This is a genomic window from Paracoccus sp. (in: a-proteobacteria), from assembly GCF_039808215.1.
Classification (GTDB): Bacteria; Pseudomonadota; Alphaproteobacteria; order Rhodobacterales; family Rhodobacteraceae; genus Paracoccus.
The window spans coordinates 14,043-37,304 of the sequence record NZ_JBDHSP010000012.1 but is presented as its reverse complement, the minus strand read 5'-3'; the positions used below and the strand labels follow the sequence as shown (position 1 = coordinate 37,304).

23 protein-coding genes are annotated in these 23,262 nt (G+C 68.7%); 9 read left to right on the top strand and 14 right to left on the bottom strand.

Annotated features, from left to right (window positions below):
- Positions 1-9: 9 nt before the first annotated feature.
- From WMK75_RS06520 to WMK75_RS06490, 7 genes are all read right to left on the bottom strand, one after another.
- Positions 10-453, bottom strand: a complete 444-nt coding sequence (locus WMK75_RS06520; protein WP_347266860.1) for a MaoC family dehydratase — start codon at positions 451-453, stop codon at positions 10-12.
- Positions 454-561: 108 nt separating this feature from the next.
- Positions 562-1,431 (bottom strand): TIGR01459 family HAD-type hydrolase, encoded by an 870-nt coding sequence (locus WMK75_RS06515; RefSeq protein WP_347266859.1) that lies wholly within the window; start codon positions 1,429-1,431, stop codon positions 562-564.
- A gap of 16 nt (positions 1,432-1,447) precedes the next feature.
- Positions 1,448-2,368, bottom strand: coding sequence for a manganese-dependent inorganic pyrophosphatase (locus tag WMK75_RS06510; RefSeq protein ID WP_347266858.1), 921 nt, complete (start codon positions 2,366-2,368; stop codon positions 1,448-1,450).
- Between the two features lie 67 nt (positions 2,369-2,435).
- Entirely contained in the window at positions 2,436-3,065 is a 630-nt protein-coding gene (locus tag WMK75_RS06505; protein ID WP_347266857.1) for a DUF1345 domain-containing protein, read from the bottom strand.
- Positions 3,066-3,076: 11 nt separating this feature from the next.
- Positions 3,077-3,412, bottom strand: coding sequence for a nuclear transport factor 2 family protein (locus WMK75_RS06500; RefSeq protein ID WP_347266856.1), 336 nt, complete (start codon positions 3,410-3,412; stop codon positions 3,077-3,079).
- Positions 3,402-4,448, bottom strand: a complete 1,047-nt coding sequence (locus WMK75_RS06495) for a TraB/GumN family protein (RefSeq protein WP_347266855.1) — start codon at positions 4,446-4,448, stop codon at positions 3,402-3,404. The genes WMK75_RS06500 and WMK75_RS06495 overlap by 11 nt, the downstream gene beginning before the upstream one ends.
- Before the next feature lie 45 nt (positions 4,449-4,493).
- Positions 4,494-5,804 carry a glycosyltransferase family 4 protein gene (locus tag WMK75_RS06490; RefSeq protein ID WP_347266854.1) on the bottom strand — a complete coding sequence of 437 codons (1,311 nt, stop codon included), beginning with the start codon at positions 5,802-5,804 and terminating at the stop codon, positions 4,494-4,496.
- A gap of 192 nt (positions 5,805-5,996) precedes the next feature.
- Between WMK75_RS06490 and groES the strand changes: the two genes are divergently transcribed.
- Together groES and groL are read left to right on the top strand one after the other, a co-directional pair.
- A complete protein-coding gene (gene groES / locus WMK75_RS06485; RefSeq protein ID WP_347266853.1) occupies positions 5,997-6,284 on the top strand; it encodes a co-chaperone GroES in 288 nt (95 codons plus the stop codon).
- 38 nt (positions 6,285-6,322) lie between these two features.
- Positions 6,323-7,960, top strand: a complete 1,638-nt coding sequence (gene groL, locus WMK75_RS06480) for a chaperonin GroEL (protein WP_347266852.1) — start codon at positions 6,323-6,325, stop codon at positions 7,958-7,960.
- 121 nt (positions 7,961-8,081) lie between these two features.
- Here groL and WMK75_RS06475 read toward each other — a convergent pair whose 3' ends face one another.
- Positions 8,082-9,020: an alpha/beta hydrolase gene (locus WMK75_RS06475; RefSeq protein ID WP_347266851.1), complete on the bottom strand. Its 939-nt coding sequence runs from the start codon at positions 9,018-9,020 to the stop codon at positions 8,082-8,084.
- 3 nt (positions 9,021-9,023) lie between these two features.
- Entirely contained in the window at positions 9,024-9,308 is a 285-nt protein-coding gene (locus WMK75_RS06470; RefSeq protein ID WP_347266850.1) for an SCP2 sterol-binding domain-containing protein, read from the bottom strand.
- A 44-nt stretch (positions 9,309-9,352) separates the two neighbouring features.
- Here WMK75_RS06470 and WMK75_RS06465 point away from each other — a divergent pair, with 44 nt between their 5' ends.
- The 5 genes from WMK75_RS06465 to WMK75_RS06445 all read left to right on the top strand — a co-directional run bounded on the left by WMK75_RS06465 (position 9,353) and on the right by WMK75_RS06445 (position 14,625).
- Entirely contained in the window at positions 9,353-10,069 is a 717-nt protein-coding gene (locus WMK75_RS06465) for a hypothetical protein (RefSeq protein WP_347266849.1), read from the top strand.
- On the top strand, positions 10,069-13,023 hold the full coding sequence (locus WMK75_RS06460; RefSeq protein ID WP_347266848.1) for a helicase-related protein: 2,955 nt from the start codon (positions 10,069-10,071) through the stop codon (positions 13,021-13,023). Before WMK75_RS06465 ends, WMK75_RS06460 begins: the two co-directional genes overlap by 1 nt.
- Positions 13,020-13,292 (top strand): RNA-binding S4 domain-containing protein, encoded by a 273-nt coding sequence (locus WMK75_RS06455; protein WP_347266847.1) that lies wholly within the window; start codon positions 13,020-13,022, stop codon positions 13,290-13,292. The genes WMK75_RS06460 and WMK75_RS06455 overlap by 4 nt, the downstream gene beginning before the upstream one ends.
- A gap of 174 nt (positions 13,293-13,466) precedes the next feature.
- Positions 13,467-13,805, top strand: a complete 339-nt coding sequence (gene fdxA, locus WMK75_RS06450; protein ID WP_347266846.1) for a ferredoxin FdxA — start codon at positions 13,467-13,469, stop codon at positions 13,803-13,805.
- 310 nt (positions 13,806-14,115) lie between these two features.
- Complete coding sequence (locus WMK75_RS06445; protein WP_347266845.1) at positions 14,116-14,625, top strand: CarD family transcriptional regulator; 510 nt, start codon at positions 14,116-14,118, stop codon at positions 14,623-14,625.
- A 63-nt stretch (positions 14,626-14,688) separates the two neighbouring features.
- On the opposite strand, the gene WMK75_RS06440 is transcribed toward WMK75_RS06445, so the two are convergent.
- Entirely contained in the window at positions 14,689-14,850 is a 162-nt protein-coding gene (locus tag WMK75_RS06440; protein ID WP_347266844.1) for a hypothetical protein, read from the bottom strand.
- Between the two features lie 156 nt (positions 14,851-15,006).
- Here WMK75_RS06440 and WMK75_RS06435 point away from each other — a divergent pair, with 156 nt between their 5' ends.
- The gene (locus WMK75_RS06435) at positions 15,007-16,089 is read left to right on the top strand and encodes a PA0069 family radical SAM protein (RefSeq protein WP_347266843.1); all 1,083 of its coding nucleotides are present in this window, start codon (positions 15,007-15,009) and stop codon (positions 16,087-16,089) included.
- Here the strand turns inward: WMK75_RS06435 and bmt are convergent, their stop codons facing one another.
- Positions 16,090-17,049 carry a betaine--homocysteine S-methyltransferase gene (bmt, locus tag WMK75_RS06430; protein ID WP_347266842.1) on the bottom strand — a complete coding sequence of 320 codons (960 nt, stop codon included), beginning with the start codon at positions 17,047-17,049 and terminating at the stop codon, positions 16,090-16,092.
- A 72-nt stretch (positions 17,050-17,121) separates the two neighbouring features.
- Complete coding sequence (gene trpS / locus WMK75_RS06425) at positions 17,122-18,141, bottom strand: tryptophan--tRNA ligase (RefSeq protein ID WP_347266841.1); 1,020 nt, start codon at positions 18,139-18,141, stop codon at positions 17,122-17,124.
- 88 nt (positions 18,142-18,229) lie between these two features.
- Between trpS and WMK75_RS06420 the strand changes: the two genes are divergently transcribed.
- Complete coding sequence (locus WMK75_RS06420; protein WP_347266840.1) at positions 18,230-18,943, top strand: rhomboid family intramembrane serine protease; 714 nt, start codon at positions 18,230-18,232, stop codon at positions 18,941-18,943.
- Here the strand turns inward: WMK75_RS06420 and murJ are convergent.
- Both murJ and WMK75_RS06410 read right to left on the bottom strand, forming a co-directional pair.
- Positions 18,934-20,478, bottom strand: coding sequence for a murein biosynthesis integral membrane protein MurJ (murJ, locus tag WMK75_RS06415; RefSeq protein ID WP_347266839.1), 1,545 nt, complete (start codon positions 20,476-20,478; stop codon positions 18,934-18,936). The two genes, WMK75_RS06420 and murJ, sit on opposite strands and share 10 nt — an antisense overlap.
- Positions 20,479-20,495: 17 nt before the next feature.
- Complete coding sequence (locus WMK75_RS06410; protein ID WP_347266838.1) at positions 20,496-23,261, bottom strand: [protein-PII] uridylyltransferase; 2,766 nt, start codon at positions 23,259-23,261, stop codon at positions 20,496-20,498.
- Position 23,262 lies beyond the last annotated feature (1 nt).

The following is a 23,262-nucleotide window of genomic DNA, read 5'->3' as shown; positions in this document are numbered from 1 at the left end:
CCGGCCCTGTCAGTCGAATTTGCGGCTTGGCGCCAGAACGACCGCCTCGCCTTTCAGCACGACCGTATCGCCGACCAGACAGCGGGTTGCAAGGGTCACGCGGCGCTTTGCGTGGTCGATGGCCTCGACGGTGACCTCGGCGCGCACCAGATCGCCCGGGCGCACGGGGGCCATGAATTTCAGAGTCTGGCCGAGATAGACCGTGCCATGGCCGGGCAGTTGTTCGCCGATCACTGCCGAGATCAGCCCCGCGGTCAGCATGCCATGCGCGATGCGCCCCTCGAAGATGGTGTCGCGCGCATAGGCGTCGTCCAGATGCACCGGGTTGCGGTCGGTCGAGATGCGGGCGAAGGCCTCGATATCCTCGTCGCTGACCACCTTCTGCAGGTGGCGCGTCATGCCGATCTCCATGTCCTCGATGACGATGGTGCCGCGCGGAAGATTGTCCAGCATCATTCATAGCTCCCGACCAGTGACTGCATGCTGCATAGCAGCAATCACATGCGCGCGCAACAAAATAACCGCAGACGATAGCCGAGGGACCGATTGTTTCCCGCTGGCCTAGCGCAGCCGACCGATGGCATAGCGCGGATTTTCCGAGCGCAGCGCCAGCCATTCGCGCAGCATGTCGGGCTCGGGGCTTTCGACATCGGGGCCGAACTGGTCATGCGCGAGGCCGCCGGTGACGAACAGCGCGTCCATGCCCGCGGTGGTGGCGCCGGGCACGTCGGTGCCGATGCCATCGCCGATGGCCAGGACGCGGGCGCTGGCGTCCAGGCCCAGCTTGCGGCGTGCAAGGTCGTAGATCGGCGCATGCGGCTTGCCGAAATACAGCGCCTCGCCGCCCAGATCCTCATAGAGCCGGGCCAGGGCGCCGGCGCAGTAAAGCCGCTTCTGGCCCAGATCCACGACGATGTCGGGATTGGCGCAGAGCATCTTCAGCCGGCGGTCGCGGGCCAGGATCAGCCGGGTGCGGTAATCCTCGGGCACCTCGGTCTCGTCGTCGAAAAGCCCGGTGCAGACGATTCCCTCGGCCTCGGTCATCGGCACGCGCTGGATCGGCGCGGCACTCTGCCATTCCTCGGGGATGTCGGCAAAGAAGCCCTCGTCCTTCTCCTGCGAGATCGCCCAGACGCGGCGGCTGACCGCGCCGGCGAACATCGCGTCCTGCGCCGCATCGCCCGAACTGACCACCTCGTCCCAGGCGTCCGCCGGCACCGCCAGCCGTTCCAGATGCGCGATGACATATTTGCGCGGCCGCGGCGCATTGGTCAGCAGCACCACGCGCCCGCCCCGGGCGCGGTAGCGCTGCAGCGCGGCGACGGCGGCCGGAAAGGCCGCCACGCCATTGTGCAGGCAGCCCCAGAGGTCGCAGAACACGGCGTCGTAATCGGCGGCAATCTCGTCGAGCGAGCGGATGATCTGCGTCATGGGGATCCTTTCGGGTTCAGAGCGCAAGCGCCGGGATGATCTGCTTCTTGCGCGACATGATGCCGGGCAGCAGCACGGTGTCGCCGGCGACGGCGGCGCTGAAGCTTTTCTCGGCGACCTGCCTGACGAAATCGTTGGGCACCAGCAGCGTGGCCTGTTCGTTCAGGATGTCGACGATGAACAGCAGCACCTCGTCGGCGCCGTCGGCAGCGGCCACGGCGGGCATGGCGGCCATCAGCGCGCCCTTGCGCTCGAGCAGTGCCTGCGGCGCCGTGGTTTCCAGCACCGAGACGCGCAGCTGCTTGCCGCCCAGCTCGTATTCCTTGCTGTCCATGCGCAGCAGGGCCTCGTCCGAGAAGGCCGAGACATCGGATTTCGCGGCAAACATCTCGGCGGCGTATTCCGGGATCGAGAGGCCGAGGTCGGCGGCGATCTTCTCGGCCACCTGGCGGTCATGCGCGGTGGTGGTCGGGCTGCGGAATTCCAGCGTGTCCGACAGGATGCAGGTCAGCATGGCACCCTTGATGGCGCGCGGCGCGCGGGCATAGGCCGCATCGCCCATCAGGTCGTGCATGATCGTGGCGGTGCAGGCCAGCGGGCGCATGGTGATGGTGATCGGCAGTTTCGTCCTGATGCCGCCGGCCAGCAGGTGGTGGTCGATGATTTCAAGCACTTCGGCGTCATGGATCGAATCGGGCAGTTCTGCCGGGTTGTTGGTGTCCACGATCACGCATTGCTCGCCCGGGGCGAGGCTGGTGACGGTCTCGGGCATGGCGAGATCCCATTTCCTCAGCATCCAGGCGGCCTCGGTGTTCGGCTCGCCCTGCAACACGGCCACTGCCGGCTGCTGGCGCACCTCGCTGAGATACCAGGCCCAGACGATGGGCGAGCCGGTCGAGTCGGTGTCGGGGGCCTTGTGGCCAAGAACCTTGATCATGCGCGATACCTTGAAGCTGACGCTGGAAATCCGGGCGCGTTATAGGGCGGGGTCCGGGGATTGTCTATCAACCCAGCGCCACGGCGGCATTGACCGCCAGCGCCAGCAGCACGGTATTGTGGAAAAAAGCGCAGGCGCCGTGGATCACAGTGACCCGCCGCATCCGCGTCGAAAGCGCCGCCGCATCCGAGGTCTGCGCCGTCATGCCGAGGGTAAAACTGTAATAGACGAAATCCCACAGCCCGGCGTCCTGGCCGTCGGCCAGGCCGGGAAAGGCGATGTCGCGCGCCTCGTGCCGGTCGGGGCCGCGCCCGTACCAGAGGCTGGCGTAGTGAAAGGCCATGACCATGTGGATCATCGTCCAGCCCAGCGGCACCGAGATCAGCGCCAGCGCCGGGCGCAGCGCCAGGCCCGCATGCGGGGCGCGGATGGTCATCAGGATGGCGATCAGGCTGATCGCCACCGCGGCCACGCCCATCGGCACGATGATGCGCACGCCCTCGTCGTCGCGGCTGGCGCGGCCGCGCATGATGTCGGCGGTGATGCCGGGCATGGCCAGCGCCGTCAGCGCCAGATAGGCGGCGCAGAAGGTCACGGAAAAGATCAGCAGCCGGTCCACCGCCTGCAGGCGAAACAGCAGCGCCCCCGCCGCCAGCCCACCGCAGAAGCTGATCAGGAAACGCCGGTGCCGCTGCATCGGCCGGCGCATCACACCGGCGTCTGCTGGTGCTGCAGGATGCGCCAGTCGCCGCCGCGGCGGATCCAGGTGGTGGTGCAGAGCGCGCGATAGGTCCCGGCCCCGGCGCGACGTGCGGTGGCGCGATAGGCCAGCACGCAGACATCGTCGGTCTCGATGCTGGCGCGCTCGCTCAGCGTGACCTCCTGCCAGCGCGGCCCGGATTGCAGCGCCGCGACGGTGCCGGCGCGGTCCAGGATGCCCATGGGCGACAGCGCGATCAGGCAGGCGCCGTCCAGCCGGCGCGCCGCCTCGGCCACGCCCGCCAGCCAGAATTCGCGTTCCTCGCGCCAGAGTTCATCCGCCATGGCCTGTCCCCTCCATCTCGATCGGGCTGATGCGCCAGCCGCGTTCCTCCAGCAGGCGCAGCACGCCCTGCTTGCCCGGCAGGTGCAGCGCGCCAAAGGCGGCGACCACGCCCTTGCCCTGGCGCGCCGCCTCGGCCGCCGCCGCCTCGAGCGGGGCGATCCAGCCACGGTTGCGCCTGTCCATCAGCCTGTCCTGCGCCAGGTGCATCTGCGCGTCGATCGCGGCCCGCGTCATCCCCGAGCGGTCATAGGCGTCGAAACGGCCGAATTCCCAGATCATCCAGCTTTCGCCGGCGAAATAGGCGTCGCTCAGCGTCACGGCGTAATCGTCGGCATGTTCCGCCGCCGGCAGGGCGGCGCGGATCATGTCCTCTTCCTCGGCCGGGGTCATGCCGGCAAACAGCGTCAGCACCGTGTCCCAGGGCTCCAGCGCCCGCACGGGCAGGTCCAGTTCCGCCGCGGCCTCGGTCAGCAGATGGTCCAGCCCGCCGGCATCGCCCCTTTCCTCGACGAGGCGCATCATGCAGGGCGAGACGCCGAGCATGACCGCGACATACCAGGGCCGCAGCCGGCTGGCGATCACCGCGGGCAACCCCCGCTGCGCCAGTGCCCGCGACAGCGCCGCCCATTCGCGCTCGGACAGCCGCTCGGGCAGGGTGGGGCCCTTGGGGTTCACGATCAGGCCGGGATCGGCGCTCATGGCTGCGGCCAGCCGCGCCTCCTCCTCGGGGCCGGCCTCGACCAGCAGGGCGCCGGCCTCGGCCAGGGCCGGGCGAAAGCGGCGCAGAGTCGCTTCGTGGCGCGGGTCGGCAAAGTGATAGGTGCCGATCAGCGTGATCGCCTGCCCGTCCTTTTCGGCGCGCCAGAACAGGCCGTGGTGATAGGGCACACGGTCGGTCGCGGCGCGCAGCTCGGCCAGGCGCGCCGGCGCCATGCTCTGGAACAGGTTGCGGCCCAGGCAGTCCTGCGCCGCCGCCGCCGGCAGGGCCAGCGAGACAAGGGCAAAGAGCGCGGCAAGGACAGGGGCAAGGCGCATGGCGGTTCCGGCGGGGTTGTGGCGCCAGCATGGCACGGGTAGGGCTCAGGTGCCAGCCCGGCGCGGCAGCGGCAGTTCCTGCGCCGGCTTGTGCCCGGCGACCACCGCCTGCCAGATGCGCGCCACCTGCGCCGCCTTGGCCGGCCAGGTGAAATCGCGCATGACCCGCGCCTGCGCCGCCGCCGCCATCGCCGGCAGTGCCCCGGGATCGTCGGCAATGGCAATCAGCTGGCGGCGCAGCGCCGCGACGATCTCGGCGCGGCTGCCCATGGGGATGCGAAAGCCGGTCGTGTCATCGACCAGTTCGCCCGGACCGGCATAATCGGCGATCACCGGCACCACGCCCAGCGCCATGGCCTCGAGCACGACACCGCCGCCGAATTCGCGCACCGAGGGAAAGACCAGCAGCTGCGCCTGCGCCGCCGTGTCCTGCACCTCGGCATGGGGCAGCCAGCCGCGGAAATGCACCGCGGCCTGAACGCCCTCGCGCGCCACCAGCGCCCGCAGATCTGCGGCCTGCGGGCCGTCGCCGATGATGTCGAGCACCAGCTTGCCGGCGCTGAGCAGCGGCAGCGCCGCCTCGATCGCCATGTCGGCGCCCTTGTAGGGCACCAGCCGGCCGATGAAGCAGCCGCGCAGGGGCAGGGTGCCCGGCTGCGGCGCGGTCAGGCAGAACCGCGCCGGGTCGATGGCGTTCTCGGGCAGCCAGATGCATTTGTCGCGGTGCCGGGCCGGGATCTCGCCCAGGGTGTGCAGCGAGCCGCAGATGATGGCGCTGGCATCGCGCAGCATGGCGCCGCGGCCGGGCAGCGCCTTGTAGGCGCCGCGCACATAGGACAGCCATTCCCTTTCGCGCCGCCTTTCGCTGTCGAACCCTTTGGGCCAGGGCACGCCGCCGTTCAGCGGCCCCAGCACGAAGGGCACGCCGGCGCGCGCGCAAAGCGGCGCCAGGCGGCTGCTGGCGGTGGGGGTCAGCGGCGTCACCCGATGCACGAGGTCAAATTTCCCGGCGCGGATGTCGCCGCCGAAGGCGCGCCAGACCAGGCGCTCGAAATAGCCGTAGCCCAGGGTCGAGACCGCGGTCTTCATCGTCCAGCCGACGCCCTTGCCCATGGACAGCCGTTCGGCCAGGCGCCACATCGGCGCGGCCAGTTTCTCGCTGTCGATGGCGGTGAAGTCGCGCCCCTCGACCAGCCCGGCACGCAAGATCGCCTCGCGGTTGCGGACCTGGGTGACGATATGGACATCGGCCACCTCGCGCAGCGCCGAGGCCAGCGACCAGCCGACCAGCGGCACGGAAACCCATTCGGGATTTGCCGCCTCGGCAATCACCAGAACCTTCAGCCGCCCGTTCATGCCTGCCCCCGCCGCCAGCCTTTCTCCGGGCGTAGCCGCGGCACGGAATCGCCGTCAAGCGGAATTCACGCGGAAATTTCCCCGGCTGCGGCCGTTGACAGGGCGGGTGGCGCTGCCTAGATGGGCGTCATTGGCACTCACCAAGTATGAGTGACAACAACGTATAACAACCTGTAGCACCGGAGTGTTCACATGGCTTTCAAACCGCTGCACGACCGCGTTCTGGTCCGTCGCGTCCAGTCGGACGAAAAGACCAAGGGCGGCCTGATCATCCCCGACAGCGCGAAGGAAAAACCCGCCGAGGGCGAAGTGATCGCGGTTGGCGAAGGCGCGCGCAAGGACTCGGGCGAGCTGATCGCGCCCGCCGTCAAGTCGGGCGACCGCATCCTGTTCGGCAAATGGTCGGGCACCGAAGTCACGGTCGATGGCGAAGAGCTGCTGATCATGAAGGAAAGCGACATCCTGGGCATCATCGCCTGATCGTCCTTTCCCGGTAACCAATTCAAGGAACACAGAAAATGGCTGGCAAAGAAGTCAAGTTCAACAGCGACGCCCGCGACAAGATGCTGAAAGGCGTGAACATCCTGGCCGATGCGGTCAAGGTGACGCTGGGCCCGAAGGGCCGCAACGTGGTCATCGACAAGTCCTTCGGCGCGCCGCGCATCACCAAGGACGGCGTGACCGTCGCCAAGGAAATCGAACTGTCGGACAAGTTCGAGAACATGGGCGCGCAGATGGTGCGCGAGGTCGCGGCCCGCACCAATGACGAGGCCGGCGACGGCACCACCACCGCCACCGTGCTGGCCCAGGCCATCGTGCGCGAAGGCATGAAGGCCGTCGCCGCCGGCATGAACCCGATGGATCTGAAGCGCGGCATCGACCTGGCGACCGGCAATGTCGTGAGCGCCATCAAGTCGGCCTCGCGCCCGGTGAACGATTCGTCCGAAGTGGCGCAGGTCGGCACGATCTCGGCCAATGGCGAGGCCTTCATCGGCCAGCAGATCGCCGAGGCCATGCAGCGCGTCGGCAACGAGGGTGTGATCACCGTCGAAGAGAACAAGGGCATGGAGACCGAAGTCGAAGTGGTCGAGGGCATGCAGTTCGACCGCGGCTACCTCTCGCCCTATTTCGTGACCAATGCCGACAAGATGGTCGCGGAACTGGAAGACGCCTATATCCTGCTGCACGAAAAGAAACTCTCGTCGCTGCAGCCGATGGTGCCGCTGCTGGAATCGGTGATCCAGTCGCAAAAGCCGCTGCTGATCGTGGCCGAGGATGTCGAGGGCGAGGCCCTGGCGACGCTGGTGGTCAACAAGCTGCGCGGCGGCCTGAAGATCGCGGCCGTCAAGGCTCCGGGTTTCGGCGACCGCCGCAAGGCCATGCTGCAGGACATCGCGATCCTGACCGGCGGCCAGGTGATCTCGGAAGACCTGGGCATGAAGCTGGAAAACGTCACCGTCGACATGCTGGGCCGCGCCAAGAAGATCTCGATCAACAAGGACAACACCACCATCGTCGATGGTTCGGGTGAGAAGGCCGAGATCGAGGCCCGCGTCACGCAGATCCGCCAACAGGCCGAGGAGACCACCTCGGACTACGACCGCGAGAAGCTGCAGGAACGTGTCGCCAAGCTGGCCGGCGGCGTCGCCGTCATCCGCGTCGGCGGCAACACCGAGATCGAGGTGAAAGAGCGCAAGGACCGCGTCGATGACGCGCTGAACGCCACCCGCGCCGCGGTCCAGGAAGGCATCGTCGTCGGCGGCGGCGTGGCCCTGGTCCAGGCCGGCAAGGCCCTGGACGGGCTGAAGGGCGAGAACTCGGATCAGGACGCCGGCATCGCCATCGTTCGCCGCTCGCTGGAAGCGCCGATGCGCCAGATCGCCGAAAACGCCGGCGTCGACGGCGCCGTGGTGGCCGGCAAGGTCCGCGAGTCGCATGACAAGACCTTTGGCTTCAACGCCCAGACCGAAGAATATGGCGACATGTTCAAGTTCGGCGTCATCGACCCGGCCAAGGTCGTGCGCACGGCGCTGGAGGATGCGGCCTCGGTCGCGGGTCTGCTGATCACCACCGAAGCCATGATCGCCGAAAAGCCCGAGCCGAAAGCTCCGGCCGGTGGCATGCCCGACATGGGCGGCATGGGCGGCATGATGTAAGCATCCGCCTCAGGCAGGAAACGAGGGCCGTCCCGCAGGGGGCGGCCCTTTTCATGGCGGTGGCCGCTGCGACGACAGGCCGGCAGATCGTGTCGGGAAAAGGCCGGGGTCAGGCTCGGGGTCAGCCGGCGGCGCGGAAATGCGCGATGGCCGCGGCAAGGAACGTCTCGCGCAGCGCCTCGCGCTCGATCAGCGCCTCGTGCCGGCATCCGGGCAGTTCCAGCAGTTCCGCCCCCGGCCAGGCGGCGGCGCGGCGGCGGACGGCGGCCGCAGAGACCACCCCGTCTTGCGGGCCGACGGCGATCAGCACCGGCAGCGCCGGGGCGGGCAGCCCCTCCAGGCGGCGGCATTCCCGCAGCGCCGCGCCAAGCCAGTCATAGCTGGCGCCGGCCAGCGCGATCTCGGGCCAGCAGGCGATCTCGGAGACCAGCCGGCCCCAGCGGCGGCCGTCCGAGGTCAGCGGATTGTCGAGGAATCCGTCCTTCAGCACGAAACTGTGCAGCCCGCCCGAGGCGGGCGCGGGCCTGCCGCCATGGCCAAGCCGGCTGGCCAGCCGCGCCAGGCCCAGCGCCAGCGGCTCGGGGACGCGGCCAAGGTTGATACCCCACATCGGCGCCGAGAACACCGCGCTTTGCACCGGCAGGCCGGTCGCCAGCGCGGCCAGGCCGATGGCGCCGCCCATGGAATGGGCCAGCAGGTGCCAGGGCCGGGGCAGGGCCAGGTCCTGCGCCGCCACCAGAAGTTCCACCACATCGCGCTGATAATCGGCAAAGTCGCGGATCTGGCCGGGGCGGGGGTCGGGCAGCAGCCGGTCCGACAGCCCCTGTCCGCGCCAGTCAAGCGAGATCACGTCGAAACCGGCGCGGTTGAGGTCTTGCGCGGTCTCGGCGTATTTCTCGAGATATTCGGCGCGGCCGTTGAACAGCAGCACCGTCCCCGCCGCCGCTGCGGCCGGCCAATGCGCGGCGCGCAGCCGGATCCCGTCCTCGGCCTGCAGCCAGAAGGCGCAGGCTGCGGGCGCCGGATCGTCCGGAAAGCTGAAAAACGGTGCCGCGTCCATCGCCTAGGAGAGCAGCGCCCCAAGCTTCATCGCCGTGCCCATGGCGCCGTCGACCTTCAGCTTGCCGGTCATGAACGCGGCGGTCGGGTTCACGTCGCCAGAAAGCAGGCCCTCGAAGGTCTCGCGGCTGGCGGTCAGGGTCACGTCGGCCTCGTCATCGGCGGCGCGGGCGCCGCTGGCGTCGATATAGACCGCGCCCTCGCCCTCGATGACGAATTTGGCGGTGCCGTCGAAACCCTTGGCCTTTTCGTCCAGCGCGGCCACGGCGGCCTCGACCACTTTGCTCATTCTTGATCTCCTCGAGTCTGGAAATGGCGTGATTGGAAAGTTACATGGTGCTTATGCGTTTGCCAGTCCCACATTTCCATCGTGCCGTCACGGCAGGGCTGCTTCTGGTGCTGGCCGGCGCCGGGGCGGGGGACTGCGCGCCCGCGGTTGCGCCAGCCATACCCGTTCAGGAACTGCCGCCGCAAGGCGGGACTGATGAAAATGCCACTGATCCCGCCCTCGCCGAACCCCTGGCCGAGCCTGCCGCCCCCGCCGAGCCGACCGTGGCGGCGCGCGGTCGCGCGGCCGAGGATCTTGGGCTGCTGTTTGCCGAACTGGCCCAGCCCGGGGGCGATACCTGGGCGCGCGCCGAGGCCGACATCCTGCGCATCTGGTCGCGCTCGGGCTCGGCCGCCATGGACCTGCTCTACAAGCGCGGCGAGGCGGCGCTGGACGCGGGCGACACACTGTCGGCCATTGGCCATCTGACGGCGCTGACCGACCATGCGCCGGATTTCGCCGCCGGCTGGCACCTGCGCGCCGTGGCCTTTTACCTGAACGGCGATTTTGGCCCGGCGCTGTCGGACCTGGCGCACACGCTGCAGCTTGAGCCGCGCCATTTCCCGGCGCTGACGCAGCTGGGCAGCATCCTTGAGGAGCTGGGCGAGCGCCGGCGCGCGCTGGAGGCGCTGCGCGAAAGCCTGCGCATCCACCCGCACCAGCAGGACGCCCGCGACGCCGTGCAGCGCCTTGAACGCGAATTGCAGGGCATGGACGCCTGATGAACGGCAGATCGCGGGTCACGGCCGTTCTCGGCCCGACCAATACCGGCAAGACGCATTACGCCATCGAACGCATGCTGGCGCATCGCACCGGGGTCATCGGCCTGCCGCTGCGCCTGCTTGCGCGCGAGGTCTATGACCGGATCGTGAAGGCGCGCGGTCCCTCGGTCGTGGCGCTGGTCACCGGCGAGGAACGCATCGTCCCCGAGCGCGTGCAATACTGGGTCGCCACCACCGAGGCCATGCCCGAGGTCGGCGCCGATTTCGTCGCCATCGACGAGGTGCAACTTTGCGCCGACCCAGAACGCGGCCATGTCTTTACCGACCGGCTGCTGCACATGCGGGGCCTGCACGAAACGCTGCTGTTGGGCAGCGACACCATGCGCCCGGCGATCGCCGCGCTGGTGCCGCAGGCGTTCTTCCTGCGCCGCGACCGCTTTTCCGCCCTGACCTGGGCCGGGTCGAAAAAGATCAGCCGCATGCCCGCGCGCTCGGCCATCGTGTGCTTTTCCGTCGATGAGGTCTATGCCACGGCCGAACTGATCCGCCGCCAGAAGGGCGGCTGCGCCGTGGTCATGGGCGCGCTGAGCCCCCGCACGCGCAATGCGCAGGTGGCCATGTATCAGGCCGGAGAGGTCGATTACCTGGTTGCCACCGACGCCATCGGCATGGGGCTGAACCTTGACATCAAGCATGTCGCCTTTTCGGGGACCGAGAAATTCGACGGCCGCCGCCATCGCCCGCTGTTCCCGCACGAGTTGGGCCAGATCGCCGGCCGCGCCGGGCGCCATACCGAACCCGGCACCTTCGGCCTCACCGGCGACGCCGGCCAGCTTGACGAGGGGCTGATCGAGGCGATCGAGAACCACCGCTTTCAGCCGATCAGCCGGCTGATGTGGCGAAATGCCGCGCTGGAGTTCGGCACCGTCGAGCGGCTGGTCGCCAGCCTCGAGGCGGCGCCGGTCTCGGCCTGGCTGACGCGCGGGCGCGAGGCGGACGACCTGCGCGCGCTCAAGGCGCTGGTGGCGATGCCCGAGATCCATGCGCAACTGTCGCACCCCAGGGACGTGCGGCTTTTGTGGGATGTCTGCCGCATTCCCGATTTCCGCGCCATCTCGGCGGGGGAACATGCGACGCTGCTGGCGCGGATATTCGGCTTTCTGCGCCAGGGCGGCGTGCCGGCGGAATGGCTGTCAGCCCAGGTCGCGCGCATCGACAAGATCCAGGGCAATATCGACACCCTGTCCAAGCGCCTGGCCTATATCCGCACCTGGACCTATGTTGCCCAGCGTTCCGGCTGGGTTTCGGATGAAAGCCATTGGCGGGCGCAGACGCGCGCTGTAGAAGATCGCCTGTCGGATGCGCTGCACACCGCGCTGACGCAAAGATTCGTGGACCGGCGCACCTCAGTGCTGATGCGCCGGCTCAAGCAAAAGGAGAGCCTGTTGGCCGAGGTGAATGACAAGGGCGAAGTGACGGTCGAGGGCGAGTTCGCCGGCCGTCTGGAGGGATTCCGCTTTCGCGCCGATCCGACTGCGACCGGGGACGAGGCGCGCATGCTGGCGCGCGCCTCCTACGAGGCGCTTAAGCCCGAGTTCCACCTGCGCGCCGACCGCTTCTACAACGCGCCCGACACCGAGCTGGACTTTACCGAACAGGGCGGGCTGATGTGGGGCGCATCGGCCGTGGGCAAGCTGGTCAAGGGAGCCGAGGCGCTGAAGCCCGGCGTCGAGGCCTTTGTCGACGAGGAGGCCGGCCCCGAGATCGTCGAGAAGGTGCGCCGCCGCCTGCAGCATTTCATCGACCGCAAGATCGCCACCGGCTTCGAGCCGCTCCTGGCGATGCGGAACGACGAGACCCTGACCGGCCTGGCCCGCGGCTTTGCCTTCCGCCTGGCCGAGGCGCTGGGCGTCTTGCCGCGCGATGCCGTCGCTGCCGAGGTCAAGGATCTGGACCAGGAGGCGCGCGGGCTCTTGCGCAAGCATGGTGTGCGCTTTGGCCAGTTCACCATCTTCCAGCCGGCGCTGCTGAAGCCGGCGCCAACCCGGCTGCGGCTGGTGCTGTGGGGGCTGGACCAGGGCCTGGCCGAGTTCCCGGAAAGCCCGCCGCCCGGTCTGGTGACCATCCCGAACCTGCCCTCGGTGCCCAAGGGCTATTACACGCTCTCGGGCTATCACCCGGCGGGTGATCGCGCCATCCGCATCGACATGCTGGAGCGCCTGGCCGACATGCTGCGCGCGCAGGACACGCGCGGCGGTTTCGAGGCCAAGCCCGACATGCTGTCGATCACCGGCATGACGCTGGAACAGTTCGCCGGGCTGATGCAGGGCCTAGGCTATCGCGCCGAACGCGGCGAGCGCGCCAAGATCCGCACCGAGGCCGCGGTAGCCGAGGCCGTGGCCGAAGCGGTCGCCGAGGCGGCGGCGGAAGCCGCCGAAAGCGACAACCCGCTGACCGAGGAGGAAAGCATCCTCGTCGCCGAGACCCGCGCCCAATGGGAGGCCGAGCAGGCTGCCCGCAAGGCCGCCGAGGCCGAGACCGCCGGCGAGGCCGATGCGCCCGAGGCGGCGCCGGCCGAACAGGAGGTATTCTACACCTTCACCTGGGCGCCGCGACCGCGTGGCGGCAACCGCCGCCCCGACCGCGGCGAGCGTCCAGCCCAGGCAGCGCGCCCGCAGGGCGAACGCGGCCCGCGCCGCGAGCGCGAGGGCGAGGCGGGCCGGCGCGAGGGCAAACCCTTCGAGGGCAAGCGCCGCGACGAGGCGCGCGGCGAGCGGCCCGAACGCGGTGAGCGTGCGGAGCGCGGCCCCAAGGGCAAGCCGCGTCACGAGGGCAAGGGCAAGCCGCGCCACGACGCGCCCAAGAACTTCGAGGCGCGCCCGCCGCGGGCCGAGAAGAAGGCCGATCCCGACAGCCCCTTCGCCATCCTCGCCTCGCTCAAGACCAGGACGTGAGCGGGGATGCGGGCACGATCCGGCTGGATCGCTGGCTGCATCATGCGCGGATGTTCAAGACCCGCAGCCTCGCCGCCGATGCCATCGGCGGCGGTGGCATCCGGGTGAACGGCCAGCCCTGCAGCAAGCCGGCGCATTCGCTGCGCCCCGGCGATGTCGTCACCGTCTCGGCGCATGGGCGGGTGCGGGTGCTGCGGGTACTGCTGCTGGGCGAGCGTCGCGGCCCGGCCAGCGAGGCGGCCCTGCTTTATGAGGACATTCCCGGCTGAGTTCCGCCACCCGGCGGCCTGGCGCGGGACGGCGTTCCGGCGCCCGCGCTGGCAGAGGGATGGCGTCCTGCCAAGGCGGCGCATCGTCGCATGCCGGTCTTTTCGCCCGCCGGTGCCTTGAATGCCGCGGGTTGCGGGCGTAACTAGCCTTGCAGGAAACAGGAAGAACGCGCCATGACCTATATCGTCACCGACAACTGCATCATGTGCAAATACACCGATTGCGTCGAGGTGTGCCCCGTGGACTGTTTCTACGAAGGCGAGAACACGCTGGTGATCCATCCCGACGAATGCATCGATTGCGGCGTCTGCGAGCCGGAATGCCCCGCCGATGCCATCCGCCCCGATACCGAGCCGGACATGGAACAATGGGTCGAGTTCAACCGCAAATACGCCGATCAATGGCCGGTGATCACCCGCAAGAAGGACCCGATGCCCGGTTATCAGGAAATGGACGGCGTGTCGGGCAAGCTTGAGAAATATTTCTCCGAGGCGCCGGGAACGGGCGACTGATTCGCGCCGCGCGCCGCAGCTTGATCGGCAGTTTCGCAGGGTTTTCGTCTTGATTTTCAGGGGTGCCGCCGGCGCCGGCCCCGGATCTTGCTGCATTGCAGCGAAGCTTTGATCCGGGGCGTTTTTTGTGCTATGGTGCCGCCAGATCGCGTCGAATGGACCGCTTCGGTGGCCCATTCGGCGCTGCTGCCTGCTCTGACCGATGATCTGGCCAGGATTGCAAGGACACCAAGTTGACCCGCAGCGGGGGATCAGCCCCCGTCTTGTGGTTTTTTGTGCCGTCATGCGGCGCAGTTGCGAAGGAAGCCCTATGTCGAAAGCCAAGAAGACCGAATTCCGTCCCGATGATTTCGTGGTTTACCCGACCCATGGCGTGGGTCGCATCGTCTCGATCGAAGAGCAGGAGGTTGCCGGCCTGCGCCTCGAGATGTTCGTGATCTCGTTCGAGAAGGACAAGATGACCCTGCGCGTGCCCACCGCGCGCGCCAGCGAGATCGGCATGCGCGGCCTGTCGACGCCGGATCTGGTCGAGCGCGCGCTGGACACGCTGAAAGGCAAGGCCCGGGTCAAGCGCGCCATGTGGTCGCGCCGCGCCCAGGAATACGAACAGAAGATCAACTCGGGCGACCTGATGTCGATTGCCGAGGTCGTGCGCGACCTGCACCGCAACGACGACCAGCGCGAACAGTCCTATTCCGAGCGCCAGCTCTATGAGGCCGCGCTGGAGCGGCTGACCCGCGAGGTCGCCGCCGTCGGCGGCATGGACGAGGCCGGCGCGCAGAAGAAGGTCGATGCGGTGCTGACCGCCCGCGCCGCCTGACCGGCCGCGCATATCCCGCATCAGGGGCGCCTTGGGCGCCCCTTTTTCATTGCCGCGCGCCGGTCAGTTCTGTTGATGGCGCCGATGCGCCAGGCGGACAAGGCCGGCTGCCAGCAGCAAGGCCAGCGCCGGCACCGCCACCCCCAGCGCGCTGGCCGCCCAGAGCGTCAGCGCCGCGGCCAGGATCACGGCCAGCAGCAGGATCAGGAAATGCGGCAATGGCATGGCAACCTCCCCTGCGTTCAATATGGGCGACCCACGGGCGCCGGCAAAGCCCGGGCGGTGAAATTGCCGCGCGCCGTAGTTTCCTGCGCAACAGTCCGCGCTCTGGAGCGGGCGGGCCATCTGGCGTATGTTCGCTGAATGTTTTAACTTGTTGCGATGACCCTGCCGCCCCGAAACCCCGATGAGATCCTGCGCGCCCGCGGCGCCGACAGCCGCCCGGCAGCACGATACGAGCGCCTTCACGGCGAACGCGAAGATGACGGCTGGGACATCCCCGAGGCGCAAAGCCTGCTGCGCACCGAGGTGGCCGAGGAACGCGCGCGCTCGATCATCAGCCGCAACGCCTCTCCCGACATTCCCTTCGACCGTTCGGTGAACCCCTATCGCGGCTGCGAACACGGCTGCATCTATTGCTTTGCCCGACCCAGCCACGCCTGGTTGGGGCTGTCGCCGGGGCTGGATTTCGAGACCCGCCTGACCGCGAAACCGAACGCACCGGAGTTGCTGGCCGCCGAGATCGGCCGCCGCGGCTATGCCGTGGCTCCGATCGCCTTCGGCACCATCACCGATCCCTATCAGCCGATCGAGGCCAGCCGGGGTATCATGCGCGGCTGCCTGCAGGTGCTGCACGACTGGAACCACCCGCTGAGCCTGGTGACGCGCGGGGCATTGGTGCTGCGCGATCTGGATCTGCTGGCGGCGATGGCGGCGCGGGGGCAGGCGGCGGTCGGGGTGTCGGTCACCACGCTGGACGCGGCGCTGGCCCGGCAGATGGAGCCGCGCGCGCCCACACCCGAAACGCGGCTGCGCATGATCCGCGCCTTGTCGGATGCCGGCGTGCCGGTGCGGGTGATGGTCGCGCCGGTGATCCCGGTGCTGACCGAGCCCGAGATGGAGCGCATCCTGCTGGCCGCCCGCGACAGCGGCGCGCGCGCCGCCAGCATGATCCCGCTGCGCCTGCCGCTGGAGGTGGCGCCGCTGTTTCGCGACTGGCTGGAGCGCCATCACCCCGGCCGGGCCGGCCATGTCATGGCGCGGGTGCGGGCGATGCGCGGCGGGCGCGACAACGACCCGCGCTTTGGCAGCCGCATGCGCGGCGAGGGCGTCGAGGCCGAATTGCTGCAGCAGCGCTTTCGCCTGGCCTGCCGGCGGCTGGGCCTTGCGCGCACAGGCGAGGTGCTGGATTGCAGCCGCTTTGCCCCGCCGCCGGCGGCCGGGCAGCAGCTGGCGCTGTTTTGATCACTCGGGCCGGGTCATGGCCGCGGCAATGCGGGCCGAGACCAGTTCGGCGCTGGGGCGCGGCCCGCGCGGCGCCTCGACCAGCGCCTGGCGCATCGCGGCCAGATGTGCCGGCGTGGTGCCGCAGCAGCCGCCGATGATGCGCACACCCATGTCGCGGGCGAGGACCGCGAATTCAGCCATGGCCGCGGGGGTGGCGTCATAGACCAGCCCGTCCTCGTGATAGCGTGGCACGCCGGCATTGGGCTTGGCGATATAGGAACGTTCGCAGCCCGAGGCGGCAAAGCCCGCGACCGCGCGCAGCAGTTCGGCCGGGCCGGTGCCGCAATTGGCGCCATATGCGATGGGGGGGTTGGGCAGCCGGTCGATCAGCGCCGAAAGCTGGGGCGGCGTCACGCCCATCATGCTGCGGCCGGCGGATTCAAAGCTCATCATGCCGCACCAGGGCATGGCCACCGCCTGGGCGGCTCGGGCGAAGGCGCGGAATTCCTCGGCGGCGCTGATCGTCTCGACCCACAGCACGTCCACGCCGCCCTCTTTCAGCGCCTGTGCCTGGGTGGTGAACAGTTCCGTGGCCTCGGCCTCGGTCAGGCGGCCCATGGGCGCCATGATCTCGCCGGTGGGGCCGATCGAGCCGGCGACGACCACGGCGCGGCCGCTTTCGCGGGCGCAGTCCCGCGCCAGCCGCGCGGCGGCACGGTTGACCGCCGCCACGCGGTCGGCGGCGCCCGACAGGCGCAGGCGGTTCGCGTTGGCGCCAAAGCTGTTGGTCAGGATCACATCGGCGCCGGCGGCGATCATCTGCCGGTGCAGATCGCGCACCTTTTCGGGCTGGCTTTCGCACCACAGGTCCGGCGCCTGGCCCGGCGCCAGGCCCATGTTGTAAAGGTTGGTCCCGGTCGCCCCGTCGGCCAGCAGCCAGGGGCGTTCGCCGAGCATCCTCGACAGTTGATCAGCCATGGTCTCTTCCCGTCTGTCGGCAGGCCCGTTCTGCGGGATGGGGCAAGCATAACCCATCCCGCCCGGAAGTCATCAGCGCGAGCGGATCATGCCCATGATGGCCTTGGTGCGCTCGACGATCGGGCCGGCGATCGCCGCCGCCTGGTCCGAGCCGCGGCCCAGCACGCGGTCGATCTCGGCCGGGTCGGCCATGAAATCGGCCATGCGGCGGGTGATCGGCGCCAGCACCTCGACCGCGACCTCGGCCAGGGCGGGCTTGAAGCTGCCAAAGCCCTGGCCTTCAAAGCGCGCCAGCACCTGTTCCTCGGTCTCGCCGGTCAGGGCGGCGAAGATGTTGACAAGGTTGCGCGCCTCGGGCCGGTCCTTGAGTTCCTCGATGCGGCCGGGCAGGGGCTCGGCGTCGGTGCGGGCCTTGCGGATCTTCTGGGCGATGGCGTCGGCATCGTCGGTCAGGTTGATGCGGCTGGCGTCGGAAGGGTCGGATTTCGACATCTTCCGCGACCCGTCGCGCAGCGACATGACGCGGGTGGCGGTGCCCTCGATCAGCGGCTCGGTGATCGGAAAGAAATCCGTGCCGTAATCATGGTTGAACTTGGCGGCGATGTCGCGGGTCAGTTCCAGATGCTGCTTCTGGTCCTCGCCCACCGGCACGGCGGTGGCGTGATAGGCCAGGATGTCGGCCGCCATCAGCGAGGGGTAGGCCAGCAGCCCAAGGCTGGAGTTTTCGCTGTTCTTGCCGGCCTTGTCCTTGAACTGGGTCATGCGATACATCCAGCCCACCCGCGCCACGGTGTTGAACAGCCACGCCAGTTCCGCGTGCTGGCAGACCTGGCTCTGGTTGAACAACACCGAGACCTCGGGATCGACCCCCGAGGCCATGAAGGCCGCCGCCACCTCGCGCGTGTTGTGACGCAGCTTCTCGGGGTCCTGCCAGACGGTGATCGCATGCAGGTCCACGATGCAATAGATCGTCTCGGCGCCCTTGCCCTGGTATTCGGCAAAGCGCTTCAGCGCGCCGAGGTAATTGCCCAGCGTCAACCCGCCCGAGGGCTGGATGCCGGAGAAGATGCGCGGAGCGAAGCTCGTGGTCATGGCACTACCTGCTTGGAAAATCCCGATGCGTGGCTTACCTCTTGCCCCGACCGGGCGCAACCGCCCCCGCCAGAGAGAAGGACATCCGATGCGCCCCGGCCATGCCGAATCGCCACTCAACCCGGTGCCCGCGGTGATCTGGATGATCGCCCTGCCGATGATCGCCAGCGAGGCCCTGTTCGGGCTGGCGCAACTGGGCTTTCTGGGCGGCGGCGGCCAGGGCGCGGGGCTGGCCATGCGCCAGATCGCGGTCGAGCGCAGCGCCTTCGTTCCGGACCTGCTGCTGCGGCTGTGGCAGATGGGCCTGGTCGTGCCAGAGCAGGGCTGGCGCATCCTGACCTATGCCTTCGTGCATCTGTCGCTGACGCATGCGCTGTTCGTCATCGTGTTCACCCTGGCGCTGGGGAACCTGATCGCGCAGCAGTTCCGCCCCTGGGCGGTGCTGGCGCTGTTTCTGGGGTCGGCCGTCGGCGGGGCGCTGGTCTATACGCTGGCGGCGGCGATGCTGCCGCAGTTCCGCTTTCCGCCGCTGGTCGGCGGCTATCCGGCGGTCTACGGCTTTGTCGGCGCCTTCACCTTCCTGCTGTGGATCCGGCTGGGCCAGCAGAACGCCAACCGCCTGCGCGCCTTCAGCCTGATCGGCATGCTGCTGGCGTTCCAGCTGGTCTTTGGCATCCTGTTCCAGGACGGCAGCCCGACCTGGATCGCCGAGATCGCCGGCTTTGGCAGCGGCTTTGCCCTGTCCTTCCTGCTGGTGCCGGGCGGCATCGGCCGGGTGATGCGCCAGATCCGTCAGCGCTGACGGCGCAGGTCGGCGCGCAGGTCCGAGAGCCGGATGGCGCCGAAGCCCAGCGCCGCCGCACCGTAGCTGGCCATGCCCGCGCCGACCAGCGCCGCCAGCGCCAGATAGCGCAGGCCCGGCGCCTGCAGCATCTCGTCCAGCGCCGCCACCAGGCCCCAGATCACCAGCCCCATCACCGCGGATGCCGCGACGATGCGGGGCAGGCGGTGGCGCAGCCGCGCGTCCAGTTCGGTCGCGGCGCCGAAATTGCGCGTGCCCAGCCACAGCTGCGCCGCCATGGTCCAGCCGGCGATGGTCGTGCCCCAGGCCGCGGCGGAAAATCCGATCAGCGGAGCCAGGCCAAGCGCCGCGCCGGCATTGACCAGCATCGACCAGACGGCAAAGCGGAACGGGGTTCGTGTGTCCTCGCGGGCGAAATACAGCGGCTGCAACACCTTTTGCAGCACGAAGGCCGGCAGGCCCAGGCCGTAGATCGCCAGCGCCACCGCGGTGGGGCCGACATCGGCGGCAAGGAAGGCGCCGCGCTTGAACAGGACCGAGATCAGCGGCTCGGCGGCGATGACCAGCGCCACCGCCGCCGGCACGGTCAGAAACAGTGCGAATTCCGCCGCGCGGTTATAGGCATGGCGGCCGCCCTCGGTGTCCCCGGCCTTCAACCGGCGCGAGATGTCGGGCAGCAGCACGATGCCGATGGCGATGCCGACGACGCCCAGCGGCAGCTGATACAGCCGGTCGGCATTGTTGAGCCAGGCGATGGCGCCGTCAAAGAACGAGCCGACCTGGCGCCCGACCAGCAGGTTGATCTGCACCACGCCCCCGGCCAGCACCGCCGGCGCCGCGATAGCCAGCAGCCGGCGCATGTCCGGCGACAGCCGCGGCCGGCGCAGGCGCAGCGGAAACCCCATGCGCTTGGCCGCCCACCAGACCGCCGCCAGCTGCGCGATCCCCGAGACCGGCGTGGACCAGGCCATGGCCAGGCCCATGTCCCAGCCCCGCCGATCCGCCATGACCATGGCGGCGATCAGGATGAAGTTCATCAGCACCGGCGCCGCCGCCGCCGCCATGAAGCGCCCGCCCGCGTTCAAAAGCCCCGACAAGAGCGCCGTCAGCGAGATGAACAGGATATAGGGAAAGCAGATGCGGCCAAAGGTCACCGCCAGGTCGAAACGCTCATCGCCGCGAAAGCCGGCGGCCTGCGCCAGCACCAGCCAGGGCATGGCGAAATGCGCCGCGACCGAGACCAGGAACACCACGAAAGCCAGGCCCGAGAAGGCCTCTTCGGCAAAGGCCCGCGGGTTTTCACCCGCCTCGAGCCGCTTGGCGAACATCGGCACGAAGGCGGTGTTGAAGGCGCCCTCGGCGAAGAAGCGGCGGAACATGTTGGGCAGGGTGAAGGCGACGATATAGGCCTGCGCCACCGGGCCGGTGCCAAGAAAGGCCGCGATCATCGCGTCGCGGACGAATCCGACGATGCGGCTGAGCAGCGTCCAGGCGCCCACCGAGAGAAAGCCCCGGAACAGTCTGATCGGTTGCATGTGTCTTTTCCGTGATTTCAGGGCTGGTCATCTGGCGCGCGCCCGGCGCGTTCGGCCCCGTCCTTGATGGCCTGCCGCAGCTTCTTTTCCAGGGCCTCGCGGCGATGGGGCTGGTGCAGTTTCAGCCCGAACATGTCCTTGACATAGAATGTGTCCACCACCTGGGCGCCAAAGGTGGCGATCACCGCGCTGGCGATCTGGATGTGGTTGTCGGCCATGGTGCGCGTCAGGTCGTAAAGCAGACCCGGGCGGTCGCGGGTGTCCACCTCGATCAGGGTATAGACATCCGAGGCCTCGTTGTCGAAGGTGACATGGGTGGGAAAGCGAAAGGCGCTGTCGCGTTTCTTCGGCCTGTCGCGCCCGGCCAGGGCCTCGCGCGCCACGATCTCGCCGTTCAGGGTGCGCTCGATGGTCTTGCGCAGGCGCGGCAGGCGGTCGGCGGCATAGGGATGGCCGTCCGCGTCCTGAAACCAGAACACCGCGGTCGCAAAGCCGTCCTTGGTGGTATAGGTGCGCGCATCGACGATATTGGCGCCGACCAGCGCCAGCGCGCCCGCCATGCGCGAGAAGATGCCGGGATGGTCGGCCAGCACGAAGGCGGCGCGCGTCGCGTCGCGGTCGGTGTCGGGGTGCAGGTCGGTGCGGATCTCGGCGTCGCCCAGGCCGCTCAGCATGTTGGCGAATACATATTGCGTCTCGGTCGGCAGGCCGGACCAGTAATTGTCGTAATGGCGCGACAGTTCCGCCTTGATCGCGCGCGGCTCCCAGCCCTTGGCGCTGAGCAGGTGGCGCAGCGCGCGCCTGGCCTCGCCCATGCGCTTGTCGCGGTTCAACTCCTCAAGCCCGCTGGCCAGCGCCTGCGCGGTCTCGCGGTGCAGCTTGCGCAGCAGCATGGCCTTCCAGTTGTTCCAGGTGCCCGGGCCGACGCCGCGGATGTCGCAGACGGTCAGCACCAGCAGCAGGTCCAGCCGCTTGACCGTCTTCACCGCCTTGGCAAAGTCGCGCAGCGTGCGCGGGTCGGCGATGTCGCGTTTCTGCGCCACGTCCGACATCAGCAGATGGTTGCGGATCAGCCATTCGATGGTCTCGACCTCATCGGCGGGCAGGCCGAAGCGGGTGCAGACCCGCCGCGCCAGCCGCGCACCAAGGATCGAGTGGTCCTCGGCCCGGCCCTTGCCGATGTCATGCAGCAGCACGGCGAGATAGATCACCCGGCGGTTGATCCGGCGCTTCATGATGGCGCTGGTCATCGGCAGGTCCTCGGCATCCTCGCCGCGCTCGATGGCGGCGAGCGCGGCGACGCATTGGATCAGGTGCTCGTCCACGGTGTAGTGGTGATAGACGTTGAACTGCATCATCGCCACCACGGTGGCGAATTCCGGGATGAAGGCGCCCAGCACCCCCAGCTCGTTCATCCGCCTCAGCGAGCGTTCGGGGTTGCCATGCTTCAAGAGCAGGTCAAGGAAGATGCGCACCGCCTCGGGGTCCGAGCGCATGCGGTCGTCGATCAGGTCAAGATTGGCCGTGACCACGCGCATGGCGTCGGGATGGATCAGGATGCCGGTGCGCAGCGCCTCCTCGAACAGGCGCAGGATGTTCAGCGGGTCGGAGAGGAAATGCGTCTCGTCGACAAAGGTCAGGCGGCCGTGGTTCATGCGATAGCCCGCGCGGATGCGGCGACGCTGGAACAGCCTGTTCAGCACCGGCGCCTTGTAGAGGTGGCGCGCCTCGAGGGCCACGAGAAACACCCGCGTCAGCTCGCCCACGCGGGTGGCGTGCAGAAAATAATCCTGCATGAAGATCTCGACGGCGCGGCGCCCGCCGAGGTCGCGATAGCCCATGCGCGCCGCAACCTCGACCTGCATGTCGAAGGTCAGCTTGTCCGAGGCGCGCCCGGCGATCATGTGCAGATGGCAGCGCACCGCCCAGAGGAAATCCTCGGCCTGCCAGAAGGTCAGGTGTTCCTCGCGGGTGAAAAAGCCCAGCGCCACCAGTTCCGCGGCGTGGTCGACGCGGTGGATGTATTTCGCCAGCCAATACAGCGTCTGCAGGTCGCGCAGCCCGCCCTTGCCCTCCTTGACGTTGGGTTCAAGCACATAGCGCTGGCCGCCCTGGCGCTGGTGGCGGGCGGCGCGCTCGGCCAGCTTGGCCTCGATGAATTCGGGGATCGAGCCGGCGAACAATTCGCCAAACAGCCGCTCGCGCAGCGATTCGGCGGTCGCGGCATGGCCGCAGACCAGGCGATGCTCAAGCAGGCTGGTGCGGATGGTGATGTCGGCCGTCCCAAGCCGCAGGCAATCGTCGATCGAGCGCGTGGCCTGGCCCACCTTCAGCTTCAGGTCCCACAGCATGTAGAGCATGGATTCGACCACGCTTTCGACCCAGCCGCCGATCTTCCACGGGGTCAGGAACAGCAGGTCCACGTCGGATTGCGGCGCCATTTCCGCGCGGCCATAGCCTCCGACGGCCAGCACGGCCAGGCATTCGGCGTCCGTGGGGTTGAGCTGCGGGTGCAGGATGGTGGTGGCGACATGGTGGACGGCGCTGACCAGGGCATCGGTCAGGGCGGCGATGGCGGCGACGGTCTCGCGCCCGGCGCGGGGATGGGCGGCAAGTTCGGCCGCGATCCCGGCCATGGCATCGCTGCGCGCCCGCGCCAGGAAGGCGACGGCGCGGGTGCGGATCTCGCGCGGTTCCGAGACGCCGGCCAGCGCCGCGGCAAGCCCGGGCAGCAGCGCCGCCGGCCCGGCCTGCGCCGGGGCCTCGGGGACGGTTCCGCCCAAG